Annotated in this window: 13 protein-coding genes; 5 read left to right on the plus strand and 8 right to left on the minus strand. The window is 42.2% G+C overall.

Annotated features, from left to right (window positions below; all coding sequences use genetic code 11):
* Position 1: 1 nt before the first annotated feature.
* The 6 genes from AB6N04_RS13810 to AB6N04_RS13835 all read right to left on the minus strand — a co-directional run bounded on the left by AB6N04_RS13810 (position 2) and on the right by AB6N04_RS13835 (position 7,759).
* A complete protein-coding gene (locus AB6N04_RS13810) occupies positions 2-1,156 on the minus strand; it encodes a glycerate kinase (RefSeq protein ID WP_369308877.1) in 1,155 nt (384 codons plus the stop codon).
* 33 nt (positions 1,157-1,189) lie between these two features.
* Positions 1,190-2,530, minus strand: a complete 1,341-nt coding sequence (locus tag AB6N04_RS13815) for an MFS transporter (RefSeq protein WP_369308878.1) — start codon at positions 2,528-2,530, stop codon at positions 1,190-1,192.
* Positions 2,531-2,650: 120 nt separating this feature from the next.
* Positions 2,651-3,835 (minus strand): acetyl-CoA C-acyltransferase, encoded by a 1,185-nt coding sequence (locus tag AB6N04_RS13820; protein ID WP_369308879.1) that lies wholly within the window; start codon positions 3,833-3,835, stop codon positions 2,651-2,653.
* Positions 3,836-3,844: 9 nt separating this feature from the next.
* Positions 3,845-4,582: a 3-oxoacyl-ACP reductase FabG gene (gene fabG, locus AB6N04_RS13825; RefSeq protein WP_369308880.1), complete on the minus strand. Its 738-nt coding sequence runs from the start codon at positions 4,580-4,582 to the stop codon at positions 3,845-3,847.
* Between the two features lie 14 nt (positions 4,583-4,596).
* Positions 4,597-6,177 carry an acyl CoA:acetate/3-ketoacid CoA transferase gene (locus AB6N04_RS13830; RefSeq protein ID WP_369308881.1) on the minus strand — a complete coding sequence of 527 codons (1,581 nt, stop codon included), beginning with the start codon at positions 6,175-6,177 and terminating at the stop codon, positions 4,597-4,599.
* 64 nt (positions 6,178-6,241) lie between these two features.
* Positions 6,242-7,759 carry a class I adenylate-forming enzyme family protein gene (locus AB6N04_RS13835; protein WP_369308882.1) on the minus strand — a complete coding sequence of 506 codons (1,518 nt, stop codon included), beginning with the start codon at positions 7,757-7,759 and terminating at the stop codon, positions 6,242-6,244.
* 484 nt (positions 7,760-8,243) lie between these two features.
* On the opposite strand from AB6N04_RS13835, the gene yghU reads away from it, so the two are divergent.
* From yghU to msrA, 4 genes are all read left to right on the plus strand, one after another.
* Positions 8,244-9,086, plus strand: a complete 843-nt coding sequence (gene yghU / locus AB6N04_RS13840) for a glutathione-dependent disulfide-bond oxidoreductase (RefSeq protein WP_369308883.1) — start codon at positions 8,244-8,246, stop codon at positions 9,084-9,086.
* 541 nt (positions 9,087-9,627) lie between these two features.
* Entirely contained in the window at positions 9,628-11,682 is a 2,055-nt protein-coding gene (locus AB6N04_RS13845; protein WP_369308884.1) for an ATP-binding cassette domain-containing protein, read from the plus strand.
* A gap of 25 nt (positions 11,683-11,707) precedes the next feature.
* A complete protein-coding gene (locus tag AB6N04_RS13850) occupies positions 11,708-12,727 on the plus strand; it encodes a glycine betaine ABC transporter substrate-binding protein (RefSeq protein WP_369308885.1) in 1,020 nt (339 codons plus the stop codon).
* A gap of 36 nt (positions 12,728-12,763) precedes the next feature.
* Complete coding sequence (gene msrA, locus AB6N04_RS13855) at positions 12,764-13,219, plus strand: peptide-methionine (S)-S-oxide reductase MsrA (protein WP_369308886.1); 456 nt, start codon at positions 12,764-12,766, stop codon at positions 13,217-13,219.
* Between the two features lie 103 nt (positions 13,220-13,322).
* Here the strand turns inward: msrA and AB6N04_RS13860 are convergent, their stop codons facing one another.
* Positions 13,323-13,616: a hypothetical protein gene (locus tag AB6N04_RS13860; RefSeq protein ID WP_369308887.1), complete on the minus strand. Its 294-nt coding sequence runs from the start codon at positions 13,614-13,616 to the stop codon at positions 13,323-13,325.
* Positions 13,610-13,777, minus strand: coding sequence for a hypothetical protein (locus AB6N04_RS13865; protein WP_369308888.1), 168 nt, complete (start codon positions 13,775-13,777; stop codon positions 13,610-13,612). The genes AB6N04_RS13860 and AB6N04_RS13865 overlap by 7 nt, the downstream gene beginning before the upstream one ends.
* Before the next feature lie 551 nt (positions 13,778-14,328).
* Between AB6N04_RS13865 and AB6N04_RS13870 the strand changes: the two genes are divergently transcribed.
* Positions 14,329-15,600, plus strand: coding sequence for a cytosine permease (locus AB6N04_RS13870; protein WP_369308889.1), 1,272 nt, complete (start codon positions 14,329-14,331; stop codon positions 15,598-15,600).
* The last annotated feature ends 43 nt before the right edge of the window (positions 15,601-15,643 follow it).

A 15,643-nucleotide genomic window follows, 5' to 3' on the forward strand; every position in this document is an offset into this window, starting at 1 on the left:
TTTATCTGATTTTTTGGCTTGATAATACAGTTCTTAGTAAGTTTTCAGCGGTATCCGCTAAGTAACGTTCTCCGTTAACTATCGCTTGCTCTAAAGAGACGGGGCCCGGGCAAAGTGACCACATCGCCGTGATGCCGTGTTGGTACAAAATTCGGCTATCTTCACTGTAACCACCACATAGAGCGATTGTCGGTATACCATAACGACTTGCCATACGAGCAACGCCGACAGGCGCTTTACCGTTGGCACTTTGGCTATCCATCCGCCCTTCACCCACAATCACCAAATCTGCCTGTTGGATATACGTTTCAGCATCCAATAGCCCTAGAACAAGGTCGATGCCCTTTTCAAGTTTGGCATCAACAAACCAGCGTAGCCCAGCACCTAATCCCCCCGCCGCACCACTTCCTGCCTCTAATGAGACATCTTTTCCTAAAGTGCTCGACATTAATTGTGCATAATGCGTCATTCCCGCTTCCAACTGGTCTAGCATGGTAGCGTCCGCCCCTTTTTGTGGACCATACACATACGTTGCACCATTTTTACCAAGCAAAGGGTTTTCCACATCACATGACACGTTAAATTCAACCGACGCGACACGTGGATCGAAATTATCTAAGTCAATTTTTGCAATATTAATGAGATCTTCACCATTGATTGGCGAACGGATCAACTGCTGGTTTTTATCATAAAACTCTGCCCCCAATGCTTGTGCAAAACCTGCACCACCGTCATTAGTTGCACTTCCGCCGATACCGACAATAATGCGCTTGCATCCCAAATCGAGGGCGTATTTAACCATTTCCCCCAGACCGTACGTTGATGCCTTTTCAGCATGGCGGAATTCAGGTTTCACGAGCTCTAAGCCACAGCATTGTGCCATTTCAATAAAGGCTGTTTTTCCTTCCAACACTAACAGCCGTGCATCAACTTGACTACCATAGGGTCCAGTACACGTTAATATGTAAGGCGTTACACCAGATAAAACCGGACTGTGCTCCAGTGACTCCAACAGACCTTCTCCACCATCAGATATAGGCAATAATGTCATATCCAAATCGGAGGATACACGCTTGAAACCCTCAGCCACCGCTTGGCATGCCAGCTGTGCTGAGCAACTTCCTTTAAAGGAATCAAGTGCGATAACAATTTTCATGTAGACTTTCCTATTGTAAATGGCGGTGTTGCATTATTTCGCTTGTAGCGATGTTGGTGTTTGCACTTTCTCGCTGTCACTCATGCCACTGGTTTTTACCCGCGAAGCGATAAGTGTCCCAATAACGAGCAAGCCGACACCAAACCATAATCCTGAAGTCGCTGTGCCTGTGTAATCCTCAAAGAACCCTAAAATAAAGGGCCCTAAGAAGCCGCCAAACAGCCCTAAACAGTTCAGTAGTGCTAAGCTTCCAGCCAGCATACTACCACTCATATAAGTCGGTGGAAGCGAGAAAATAATGGATTGCACCACAAAGAACATAAAAGCAGTTAAGCAAAACCCGATTAATCCAAGGATAGGCCCACCTAGTGCGCCAATAACCAGCCCGACCGCCATCAAGGCATAACCTGAAATTAAGATACGGGATGAACGGCGTGGGGTATTGGCTTTTCTTGCCACAAAAATACCGCCAATTGCCGCTGAAATCCAAGGTATTGCCGTTAATAAACCAATTTGAATTGGCGTTAATTTGCCGTATTCACCAATAATCGTCGGCAAGAAATAACTTAAACCGTACACTGAGAATTGGTGGGTAAAGTAAATGGCGACGATCATCATAAATGCTTTGTTTTTAAACGCCGCTTTGAGTGAAAATTTGTTATTACTGATGCTAGTGCTGTTCTGATCTTGCTCGTGTTTATATTTAATATACTTCCGATCGTCTTCATCTAACCATTTTGCGTCTTCGGGTTTATTCGGTAAAACAAACCACACCACAAAAGCCAAAATAACCGCTGGTAAGCCTTCAATGACAAACATCCATTGCCAGCCATGGAACCCTAATAGCCCATCCATACTTAATAATAAGCCACTCAGTGGTGCACCAATAATATTGGCAAGACACACCCCTAATAAGAATAACCCCGTTGCTTTGGCACGCTCTTCTTGGCTAAACCAATAGGTCATATACAGGATCACTCCAGGATATAACCCTGCCTCGGCCGCCCCTAATAATAAGCGTAGAATATAAAAGGAGGTTGGTCCTGTGACGAAAGCCATCGCCGCAGATAAGAGCCCCCAAGTGATCATGATCCGCGTGATCCAAAAACGCGCACCGACTTTTTCCATGATCAAGTTACTGGGGATCTCAAGAATTGAATAAGTCAGAAAAAACAACCCTGCACCAATTCCAAATGCCGTAGCGGATAAGCCCAGATCTATCGACATGGCATTTTTTGCCATCCCAATATTAGTACGGTCAATAAAGCTAATAATATAAGCCAAAATCAATAACGGCATCAGGTTACGATATATCTTTGCGTTGGTCTTTTTACCCTGTGCCGCATAATCTAACTTTGCATTTGTAGAAAACATAGATAAGATCCTCATGTTGCAGTGAAACAGGCTTGGTGCTTTATCCGGTTCCCATACCTGTTGTTATTACCTCAGCAACAGCCCGACGCCCCACGTCGGGCTTTTTGCTTGCAGTATTTCTTATTCTCTTTCGAACAACATTGATATCCCTTGACCACCACCGATACACATCGTTACTAACCCTGTAGTAACTTGACGGCGTTCCATTTCATACATTAGCTTAACGGGTAAAATTGCCCCACTCGCACCCACTGGGTGACCCAGTGCAATCGCCCCGCCATTCACGTTGATCCGCGAACTGTCTAATGACAAATCATTTATAACTGCGATTGCTTGAGCGGCAAAAGCTTCATTTAATTCAATTAAATCAATATCTTTGACATCCATTTTCAGCTTTTCCATTAAACGACGTGTCGCCGGCGCTGGACCAAAGCCCATAATGGCCGCTTCACATCCGGCAACTGCCCAATCCACGATTTTCATTCTGGGTTTCAATCCGCGTTTTTCCGCCTCTTCGCGGCGCATCATCACTAATGCCGCCGCCCCATCATTAATGCCTGAAGCATTAGCTGCCGTGATCACGCCATCGGCTTTAAATGCAGGACGCAATTTAGCCAGTTTTTCCCGTGGGGTATCTCTTGGGTGTTCGTCAGTATCGAAAATACGTGAGCCTTTACGCCCTTCTTGAATTTCCATCGGCAAAATTTGATCTTTAAAATAACCCGCTTCAATGGCTTTCAACGCTTTTTGCTGGCTATTCCATGCAAAATCATCCATTTCTTCGCGGGAAATATTGAATTGTTCTGCGACATTTTCTGCCGTCATCCCGTTGTGATACGGGCCTTCAGGCCAAGTCAAAATTGATGTTAATCCATCTTCTAAAACATCATTACCCATTCGGTAGCCATAACGCGCTTTGCGTAAGTAGTACGGTAGCATGGTCATATTTTCCGTTCCGCATGCCACAACCACATCCGATTGCCCGGTTTGCAGCAACATCATGCCATCCGCCAGTGCCTGTAACCCCGAGCCACATTGACGGTTAACAGAGTAAGCTGTTGTTTCTTTAGGTAAACCAGCACGTAACTGACAGATCCGCGCAATAAAACCGCTTTCTGCGATCTGCCCCACATTACCGACGATCACTTCATCCACATCTTCTGGGGCGATCCCCGCTCGTTTTACCGCTTCGCGGATCACTTCAGCACCGAGATCGTGCTGATGGGTATTTGCAAAGCTGCCCCCCATAGAACCTATCGCGGTTCTCACCCCACTAACAATCACAATATCATTTGCATTTTTCATTATGTCCTCCTACAGCACCATGCCGCCGCCAACGTTAATCACTTCACCATTGATATAGCGTGCTTTATCTGATGCTAAAAACGCCACACATTGCCCAACATCCCGCGGATCACCTGCAAAGCCCGCTGGAATTTTGCTGATCATCAGATCCCACACTTTTTCAGGTACGCCGCGCGTCATATCGGTATCAATAAACCCCGGGCAAATCGCATTGACAGTGACACCTTTGCGAGCCAATTCGCGGCAGGCAGTTTTCGTTAAACCAATAACACCCGCTTTTGATGCGGCATAGTTAGCTTGCCCCACATTCCCAAGCCAGCTTGCTGAAGAGATATTCACAATGCGACCACGCCCTTGTTCACGCATCAGTTTTGCCGCTTCTTGCATGCAGTGAAACGTGCCTTTCAAGTTAATGTCGATAACCTTGTCCCAATCTTCGTCACTCAGCTTATGCAACATGCCATCACGGTTGATCCCTGCGTTATTCACAATCACATCAATACCGCCAAAGTGTTCTTTAGTTTGAGAAAAAAGCGCATTGACTTGCTCGCGTTTGGAAATATCACAAGGGATAAACACGGCTTCAAAGCCTTGCTGCTGTAACTGTTTTGCGCTTTCTTCCCCTGAGGATATCGCGAGATCAGAAATCACCACTTTAGCCCCTTCTTCTGCCAGCACCTGTGCAATAGCAAAACCAATACCTCTTGCTGAACCTGTGACGATGGCAATTTTGTCTTTGACTAACATAAATAACGTCCTCTTTAATATTGAGAATATAAATACGAGACCAGACCAAAAGGCGCTTCTTCAAATAACGAAGAAGGCATCACCTTCAAATCCGGGGAAATTTCTGGCATAAAGTCCATATGGGCAAGAATGTCACGCTCAAGGTCAATCCCCGGTGCGATTTCAATCAGCACAGGGACTTTTCCACCCAAGGTAAATACCGCCCGCTCCGTCACAAAATGCATGGTTTGGTTAATCTGGCGTGCCACATCTGCGTTCCAAGAGATCTGCCTAACGTTGTCTACTAGCTTGCGGATATCCCCTTCACGAATAATCTTTAACTGACCATTTTCACAGCGGATATCTAATCCTTTGGCGGTAAATGTTGAGCAAAAAACCACGTGGCGAGCATTCTGCGTGATATCAATAAACCCACCAGCCCCCGGGCAAATATTGCCCAACAACGTGGCATTAACGTGGCCGCAAGCGTCCATTTCCCCTGCGCCCATATAGGTGATATCTACCCCTGCACCGTTGTAGTACAGCATTTGGTCTTGATGACTAATCATCGCAGAAAGGTTACGACCGATCCCAAAATCGATACCACCTGCTTGTACACCACCCCAAATGCCAGATTCCACTGTAATATCAACGTGTTTGCTGGCATTTTCTTCTTGGATAATTGAACCAATTACATCGTTAGGGATCCCTGTCCCTAGGTTGATCACACAGTTTTCAGTAAGATAACGGCAAGCAATGCGCCCGATCAGCTTACGAATATCGAGAGGCAGTGGCGTGGTCTGCTGAACAGGTGTACGAATATCGCCGCACAATGTTGGATCAAAGAACCAACTTGAGGATTGACGGTGATCCTCTTGCGGGTTATCGCAGATCACAATGTGGTCGATAAAACTGGCGGGAACGGTGACACGTTTTGGGTGCAAAGTACCTTCTTCCACACAATACTTCACCTGAGCAATGACTTTCCCACCGAAGCGTTTTGCGGCTAAAACGGCATGCAAAACTTCCAGCGACATCGCTTCTTCATCCGTGGTCAGGTTACCCTTGCTGTCTGCGTGTGTACCGCGGATCACCACAACATCCAGCGGAATTTCGGGGTACCATAGCCACTCTTCACCTTTGAAGCTAACTTTTTCAACCAGTGGCGGCAGCGCTAACGTTTTGGCATTCATGCGTCCACCCTCTAAATCAGGGTCAATAAATGTGCCTAAACCCACTTTAGATAAACGACCAGGAAGACCCGCCGCCATTGCACCATACAAATGCACCATTTGCCCCTGAGGTAAGCAATATGCTTCAACTTGATTGTCGTTGATCATCTGCATCCAGCGTGGCGCTAGTCCCCAGTGAGAGCCTATAATGCGTTTCACCATACCTTGGTGGGCAAAATGTTGATTACCGCGAATACGGTTACATTGCCCTGCCGCATGCACTAGCGTTAATTGTTTTGGCGAACCTTCTGATAAAAAGCGTTGTTCAATAGCGGACAAAATAGACTCTGCCGCACTCGTTAATGTCATTCCTACAGTGCAAATGGTATCGCCATCATTAATTAATTCAGCGGCTTCTTGTTTAGTAATAAACTTATTATTCATGATAAAACCTGCCTAAGGCTAATATTTCATAGCCCTTTATTTGATAAATTAAACGAATTAGATGTTAACTATTTAAAGAATAATATCGCTGTTTTAAATCTTTCTTACTTATTTTTCCATTCCAGGTTCTTGGGAAGCTACGTGCAAATATAATTTTTACTGGAACCTTATAATTAGGTAAGCGTTCTTTTAACCATTCCATGATTTCTTTACTTGTTAAGCAAACTTGGCTTTCAGGAATAATAAACGCAATAGGTTCTTCGCCATAGATCGGGCTTTCTACTGGAATGACCGCCACTTCATTAACGCCGGGATAATTAGAAATTAAATCTTCCACTTCAATGGAATAAATTTTTTCTCCACCTCGGTTAATCATGTCTTTAATTCTATCTTGGATATATAGAAAACCATCTTCATCGATATACCCGATATCCCCAGTAAAAAACCATCCATCCTGAAATGATGTGGTATTCGCAGGGCTATCAGGCCAATAACGTTGGATCACCACATCCCCTTTAACCCAGATATTACCTGTTTTATTTGCCTGTTTTTCTTCACCATTTTCACTTCTAATCGACACTTTTAGCCCTGGGACAGGAGTACCTGAACTGGCTTTTTTAGGGCTGTTACGAATATCATCTAAATATACCGTTGCAGGAGATGACGTCTCCGTTAGACCATATATAGAGTGTATCGATGTTTTTGGAAAAATATATGAAAGTTCTTTTATGGTGCCTTCATTTAAATGCCCAGCACCGCAAGCAATCATCTTTAATGAATTAAATTTATCCAAATTAATGCTTTTATTTTCTTTTATCTTTTGGATTAATAAAATAAATACCGTCGGTGAACCATGTAAGAAAGTAATCTTTTCTTTTGCGATGGTTGAAATCATATCCTCAGCATTAAATTTTTTATGTAGAAAAATTTTTCCACCAATATGAATAAATAATGCCAAGATAGCAGATAACCCCGTAATATGATAAATGGGTACCGCTAATATCGTTTTATCATTTTCAGTTAACTTTAATGTTTGTTGATAAGCATAAACCGCTGACAATATATTTTTATGAGTGATGACTGCGCCTTTTGGTGTCCCTGTTGTTCCTGAGGTAAAAATAATGACAGCAGGATCATCCCCATTAACTTGATTAACAAAGGTCATTTCCTCTGTTAGCGCTAATGCTTTCCACTGAGAAAGGCTAATCCCTTTTGCATTAAGCTCTCCTAACCACGGCTGGTAGCTATCATCCCAAAAAATCGCATCCGCCTGAATACGAGAAAGATGTTCTTTACCTTCAAACTCCTTCATTTTGGTACTTAATGGAATAACTTGAATGCCTAGCCCAACCGCAGCATAAAACAGCTGGCAAAATTCAATGGTATTTCCCCAACCCAAAATAATACGGTCACCTTTTTGTAATTGCAGGGTTGATGTTAGCCAAAACATAGTTTGGTTGACCTTCACCAATAACTGACGATAACACCAATGTTGCTCTTCAAAAACAATGGCCACTGCATCAGGCTGTGTATTTGCCCTGTATAATAGGCTTTGATAGATATTTGAATTTGACGCAAGCATGAGCACACTCCAACCAACGGATATCACTTATTGGTATTCAATGTATAAAATGCCCCCCTCGAAATTAGTGCCAATGTTCACATATTGTTCACATCTTTTTTTTAATTGGATTAGTGATTTGCACAATCGACTTGTTAATTATTTTTTGCTTAAGTGTCATTTAAATGTGCCATTTTGATCCTAAGGGTAAATATTTACCTTTGGTTATCAATTTTATGCTAAAGCTATCTACGCCTCTAAACTATTTTTTAGTTAGCAATTGTGCGTATTAACAATACGTCCGTCATCGCCCCCGTTAGATATTATGCAACAATAAAAGCTCACGCTGTTTTAAGGTCAGTTCCATGCACTCTGTGCGATCCGCAACCTAAGCCCAGCAAAAATGGATGAAAAAGGTGGCGAATTGATGGCAGATTGCTACAGTGAGATCGTCAGTAACGGGATTATTGAGTCTAATTCTTCGAAATGATTAAGGAGATAATCAATGGCAGACACACCCTATGTTCCACCAAAGGTATGGCAATGGGAGCAAGGTAATGGCGGCAAATTTGCCAATATAAACCGCCCTGTTTCCGGTGCAACTCATGAAAAAGCCTTGCCTGTAGGTAAGCACCCACTACAGCTCTATTCCTTAGGCACACCTAATGGTCAAAAAGTAACGATCATGCTCGAAGAGCTGTTAGCGTTGGGTATCAAAGAAGCGGAATATGATGCTTGGTTGATTAATATTGGTGAAGGCGATCAATTCAGTTCAGGTTTTGTTGAAATCAATCCAAACTCAAAAATCCCTGCATTAGTGGATAGAAGTGGCAAAGAACCAATCCGCGTGTTTGAGTCGGGTTCAATTCTGACCTATTTGGCAGAAAAATTCTCCGCCTTTTTACCCACTACACAACCTGAGCGCGCCGAAACATTATCGTGGTTATTTTGGCAGATGGGTTCTGCGCCATTTGCAGGGGGTGGCTTCGGGCATTTTTACGCTTATGCCCCTGAAAAATATGAATACCCAATCAATCGATTTGCCATGGAAACGAAGCGCCAACTTGACGTGCTTGATAAACGCTTAGCTAACAATCGATTTGTCGCAGGGGATAACTACACTATCGCCGATATGGCCATTTGGCCGTGGTATGGCGCTTTAGTCAAAGGCTGGCTATATGACGCCGCCGAGTTTCTATCAGTGCATGAATATAAAAATGTCATTCGCTGGGCAGACGAAATTTATGCACGCCCTGCGGTACAACGCGGCCGCCGAGTGAATCGCTTACAAGGCGACCCCGCACAGCAAGTGCGCGAACGCCACGATGCGAGTGATATTCGCGAGTAGATACTCCTTGTCGCTAAAATAAAACTGAGGTTTATGCATTTAAATCTCAGTTTGTTATCATTAGCAAAAATACGTAATCCCAACCAAATACCTTATTTAAAAATAAATCTAGTCCTCTTTAGGGTTGTTTATCTTTGATGGCCAATTTTCAATCGAATCCGTAGGACTACATTTCATCGTCATACTTCATTCAAATATGAGTCTGTCAGCTTAATTGATTCTTCAATTTTTCGGGTTGTTTGCTTGACCTTTTTAGCCTGAAAAATTAGCAGAAAAGATCAACAACTCTTAGCTTAAGAAGTAAGGCGATTTAAGTTAGTCATAAGCAATTAAATCACCTTATTCATTAGTAATAACTATCTACTCTAATCTATACAAATTTAATATTTCTTTTCTTCCCATCAAATCTATTAGCCTGCTAGGAAATTACTATCAACAATAAATAAGAATTAAAAATAAACAAAATAACCATTTGAATTATAAGTCTTTGCATTAATTACAAATGAGCGTTCTAAATAAAATATTATTGAAGGATTGTCCTGTGAATATTCGAACATCGTCAGGGAAACGCACTGCTATGCAGTTAGAAAATGGTGATAATGAAATTGTCATTCAATTCCGTAATGTCACTAAGTCTTACTCCTCAAAATTGAAAACGGAGCAAAAGCTAGCGGTAAATCACGTTAGTTTAAATGTCTATCGAGGGGAGATTCTATGTTTAATGGGCACATCTGGCAGCGGAAAATCTACTCTGCTACGTCATATTAATCGATTAATTGATTCAAGCAGTGGCGAGGTTTTTATTGAAGGTCAAGATATCAGCCTACTAAACCAAAAATCGTTACGTAAATTACGTTCAAAACGTATTGGCATGGTTTTTCAGCACTTTGGATTATTGCCTCATAGAACAGTGATTGAAAATGTGGCTTTTCCCCTTGAGCTAGAAGGCAAACCTGAAGCGGTTCGCCTTGCGGCTGCTCGAGAACAACTTAAAGCTGTCGGCTTAGAAGGTTGGGATAATCACTACCCACATGAGCTCTCGGGTGGCATGCAACAGCGGGTGGGCTTTGCTCGCGCCCTTATCACTCAACCTGAAATTCTATTAATGGATGAACCTTTTAGTGCCCTTGACCCAACGATCCGCAGAGGCTTGCAGCATCACATTTTGAAACTAGTGCGTGAAAGAGGGATTACGACATTATTTGTCACTCACGATCCCAGTGAAGCACTACGCTTAGCCGATAGAATAGCAGTAATGCGCCATGGTGAGATAATTCAAGTCGCAAGCCCAACTGAACTTCTTGAAAACCCAGTAGATGATGAAATTGCTGAGTTTTTTCAAGAGTACTCTTCATCTCCCGTTCGGATTGCTACTTTAGCTACTAATGCATCTGCTAGCGCCACAAAAACTCCCCTATCTGACGTATCTAAAACGACTTTTGCTCGCTGGAAAATACTATTATTAGGCCCAGCTAGCCATGCTGAATATGGCAAGGGGGGATTATTTTGGCTAACGGCAGCAATTGAATTAGCCGCAATAAACCTAATCATACAAGGTTTGCCATCGAAAGTTGAATTATGGTTGACGGGATTCATTTTAATGATTGCTAGTCGCATATTTACATTATCCACAGTTCAGCATACTCGAAAAAAAACGCATTCAGGTTGGAAACTTCCATTATCTATGCTGTTATTTAGCCAGTTCTTGGTTATCTGGCGAGCCTTTTCCAATGACGCTGAAACACTTTTTTTTACCTTTCCAGCCAATAGACCGCTTTTCACTGAAACATCACAACTAATCGATAATATTATTGATTGGTCACAAAGCACTTTTGAGAGTACTTTTGTCAGTATCATTGTCTTAGTCAGAACGGTTATTGAAAGTATTGAAATCACATTGAGCTGGTTGCCTTGGCCCGTCAGTGCCGCCGCATTAATTTTACTTTCATGGCGTGCCGCAGGATTAGGTCTAAGTCTATTAAGTCTCTTAGCTGTTATTTATATTGGTCTATTTGGCTTTTGGGATAGAACACTTTCCACACTCGCACTCGTTGGTTCCTCAGTTATTATTGTATTAATTCTGGGTATTCCACTCGGTATTTTAGTTGCTAAAAAATCCCTTGCTCGCAAAATATTGACCCCCTTACTTGATATTATGCAGACCTTACCAACCTTTGTGTATTTGATCCCAGCCGTCGCCTTTTTTTCAATTGGAAAAACACCAGCAGTGATCGCCACCGTTGTATTTTCTCTGGCTCCAATGATCCGTTTAACCGCTTTGGGATTACAGGAGGTTCCAAAAGAATCCGTCGAAGCTGCTATTGCACATGGTGCAAATCCCTATCAGGTATTAACCAAAGTCCAACTACCATTAGCAAAACGGTCACTCCTGCTTGGCATCAATCAAACCATTGTCATGAGCCTTTCGATGGTGGTTGTGGCGGCTCTTATTGGTGCTGGCGGATTAGGGTATGACGTCATGGCGGCACTACGCAACATTAAAGGAGGAGAAGGTGTTCTTGCAGGTATCGCTATTGTACTTTGCGCACTCATTCCAGATCGTATCATTCAATCAAAGCTCCACAAGCAACAATAATAACCAACTGTCATAAAGGTCAATTATGAAAAAAACAATGTTCCAACAATTCGGTGCGGCTTTACTATTTGCCGCCCTGTCATTTCCAACACTAGCAAAAGATAAAATCGTCATTGGTGAGCAAAATTGGACAGGAGCCATTGCAATCCAACACATTTTAGGGGAGGTCATTAAAAGCCGATTAGATGGCGATGTAACCTATCTAGCAGGCGATCTACCTGTATTATTTGCAGCTGCTGGTAAAGACGATGGTACTGTAGATGTCCTAACTGATGTTTGGCTGCCAAACCAATCAGCAGCTTGGGAAAAATATATCACGGGAAGTAAAACACTTGTCCCGACGAAGAATCCGTATATTGGAGAGCAAGGATTTTATATTCCAGGATATTTACAAGACAAATATAACATCCAATCTGTCTATGATTTACAAAAACCAGAAATTGCCGAACTTTTTGCACCTTTAGGAGGCGGAAAACCCGAATTATTGGTAGGGCCGGCAGGCTGGGAATCAACATATATCGGTGAAATTAAAGCTAAAGACTATGGTTTTGGTGATAACTTCGCTCCTATTTCTACTGAAGCATCAGTGACTTATGCAAAACTAGCTGCGGCTTATAAGGCTAAACGTGGTGTAATTTTCTATGCTTACACCCCAGATTGGATATTTGCTGCTTATGACTTACGCCGTTTAGAAGAGCCTGCTTTTGATGGTTATGCACAAGATAACAAAAAAGACGATCCTGCATACAAAGCCGATGGTTGCTGGAAATTTATTAGCCCAACGGTTGATCCCGACTGGCTAAATAAAAGCCATATTACCTGTGCTTATCCAGATGCAAAAGTGTATGTTCTTCATGCGGCAAGTTTAGAAAAACGTTCCCCGCGTATCGCCACATTTTTGCGAAATGTAGCAATCGAACCCTCGGAGCTAAACCAACTTATTCTACAAATTGAAAAAGAAAATACTCCCCCAGCTATCGCGGCTAAAAACTGGGTTAAAAATAATTCAGCTACCGTTGATAAATGGCTAGCAGCCAATCAATGAAAAACTATATGTATTAATGACTATGATGAGGTTACGATGAGTGAAATTACATTACAACAAGCAACCTTTGGTGCTGGTTGTTTTTGGGGAGCAGAAGCTGCATTTCAAGCGCAAAATGGAGTAATAGCGAGTCGTGTAGGCTATGCTCGATCAACGGATAAAACATCCCCATGGATAGAGGCCGTGCAAGTCGATTTTGATCCTCTTCAAATCAGCTATGATGAACTTTTATCTCTTTTTTGGAAGATCCATGATCCACTTTCAGTTGATAAACAAGGTGATAATGTCGGTGAAAAATACCGTTCTGCCATTTTTACCCATTCGACGACTCAGACTAATGATGCTATAGCATCCAGAAAATTATTGGAGCAACTACAGTATCAAGGTAAAGCTGTTGTAACTGTTATCGCCACGTTAGCAGAGTTTCAATTAGCGGATGAAAAAGATCAGCATTATATACAGAAGCATGGTGTCAGTGCTTGCTCAATTTAGACCAAATATGCAAGGTGGCAAATGCCACCTTGCATACAACAAAATGACTCTCGACTATACCGCCCCTGTATCCATTGCGCGCACAACATTAGACTTAAACTGATCAACACAGCAATGCAGGCCATAGCCATACCACTGCCGATTGAACCTTGTTCAAACTGCCGCCACACAAAGATAGAGACCGTCTGCATCCCGGCCAGCGCCAGTAGCCAAGTGAGTGAGTCACCACTTCTGCCCCTTTCCCTGTGGTGGTCGCCACGTTTTTCCCTGACACGAAAGAACGCTGTAATGTATAAGCAAAAATCGCCACACTGGCCAAAATCAATGATAATGAGGCAGCTCCAAGTAAATCAATCGGCCAATCTGCCAAGCGCTGCTCAATATCCGTGGTTAACACACTTTTTCCACGGTTAAATCGATACCATTGAGCACATATTGTTGTGAAAAAGCCTGTGATAAGTTTTGTATTGCGATCATAGGTAAGCCAATCGGAGTCTGCCTAAAAGGAAAAATAGCCGATGGCTCACTCAATGAAGAGAGAGTCTGTTGCACCATCATTTTGTTATCCTCTTTGGGACTTAATCGTTAGCGATGATGCCACGATGGCAATACGTCAGATTGATGAAGATTTTGCGACTGAAAAATGACAACCTAACCAATTATCTTTTTGTTTATTTAAATACAAAATTAACAAATATAAAACATTGAATTTGAATTAAGTCACAAATTCAACTTTATTATTTAATAATAAAATTAAAACACAAATTTATTTTTTAAATATACTCTAAAAACAACATTAATTTACCAATTAGCAACGCGTGCTATCACATAAAAGTAGCTTTGTTGAAACGCAATCAACAATCAACCATCCCATTGATGAATACTTTTTAAATGGATTCTATTTCATACCAACTGTTGCTATGCTGGCTATACCTTAAAAACAAAACCCAAAAATCAATCAATTACAGGTTAATAAAAAGTTTTATTTACCCTAGTATTTATTTTCTTTAATCCATTTATTCACATTAATTAAATTCAAATTAAAAAGATTAATTATTATTTTTTATAGGTACTCCAGTTAATTTTAATTAAAATAAGGTTCACCTAATATGTCCAATCATAAAGAAAAAGATAATATTTTATTAGATTCCGAATATGAACATATTCCTGTCCCGTTGGCGCATCGTAAAAGTTTTGCCTCAGTCTCCGCTGTTTGGTACAGCTTTCCATTAGTCTTAACCAGTGCCGTTATTGGTGGTGTAGTGACCGCTATGTTAGGGTTTAAAATGGGTGTTACCGCCATTTTAGTGGGTAACTTATTGTTGTGTTTAGTGATTGGTTCTTTGAGTTATTTGGCTGGAAAAACAGGGGAAAACTTCGCGATCTCAGCCAAAAGAACCTTTGGACAACGTGGTTATATCGCAGTCTCAGGTCTGCTTGCCACTGTTGTTATCGGCTGGTTCGCGCTGATGGTTGGTCTGACGGGGGATACCATGTTCCGCTCATTTGGGCAGGACTTATTACTGATGACAATTTTAGGGGGCGTGTTGTATGTGGGCGCAACATTTATCGGGATCAAAGCCCTCGCCATTTTAGGGTATATTGCTGCACCAATGTATTTGATTTTAGGGTTAATCTCCGTTTACATTGCGATAAAAAGTGGCTCTTCCGATATCCTCAATTACCAACCACTGGCGGGGGCTGGAGCGCTATCATTTGGTGTTGCGGTTACCATGATCTTCTCCACATTTACCGACTCCGGTACCATGACGGCTGACTTTACCCGCTGGGCGAAAAACGGTAAACAAGGCTTTTTTGCCGCATTTACTGCCTTCCCGATTTCCAAATTTTTTGCAGAAGTGATAGGGGCAATGATTGTCGCAACTGGCGTGGTCATGCACCCTGAAGTGACTGGCGGTGATTTCATTACTATTTTAGCCAATTCAAGCCCTCTGCTTTCTGTCCTCGCGATTATTTTTGTGTTTGTTAACTTGGGGGTAGGTTGTACTCATTGTTTATATAATGGTGCTGTTGGTTGGTCCCATATTACAAACGGCAAAATGAGAACCTTAACCATTATTCTGGGTGTCATTGGAATTATTGTTGCTGTGACAGGGATTTGGAATGCATTCCAAACTTGGTTGAATTTATTGGGGTTAATTGTCCCTCCCATCGCTGCCATTATTATCATGGATCAATTAGTACTTAAGCGTAAAAATAACGAGACAAAAAATTGGCAACCTTTAGCGTTCATCTCTTGGATACTCGCCTCTGGCATTGCTTTGGTCGTTAATGCTTATGCACCTGAGCTTTCCGTCGTCGTGGCTGGGTTAGTTTCGTCCTCTATTATCTATTTGATTGGTCATCTATTTCTCAAATAACCTCTATCCTTTCCTTGAGGGAGCATTCACTCCCTCAATTTCT

The organism is Providencia rettgeri (assembly GCF_041075285.1).
Classification (GTDB): Bacteria; Pseudomonadota; Gammaproteobacteria; order Enterobacterales; family Enterobacteriaceae; genus Providencia; species Providencia rettgeri_G.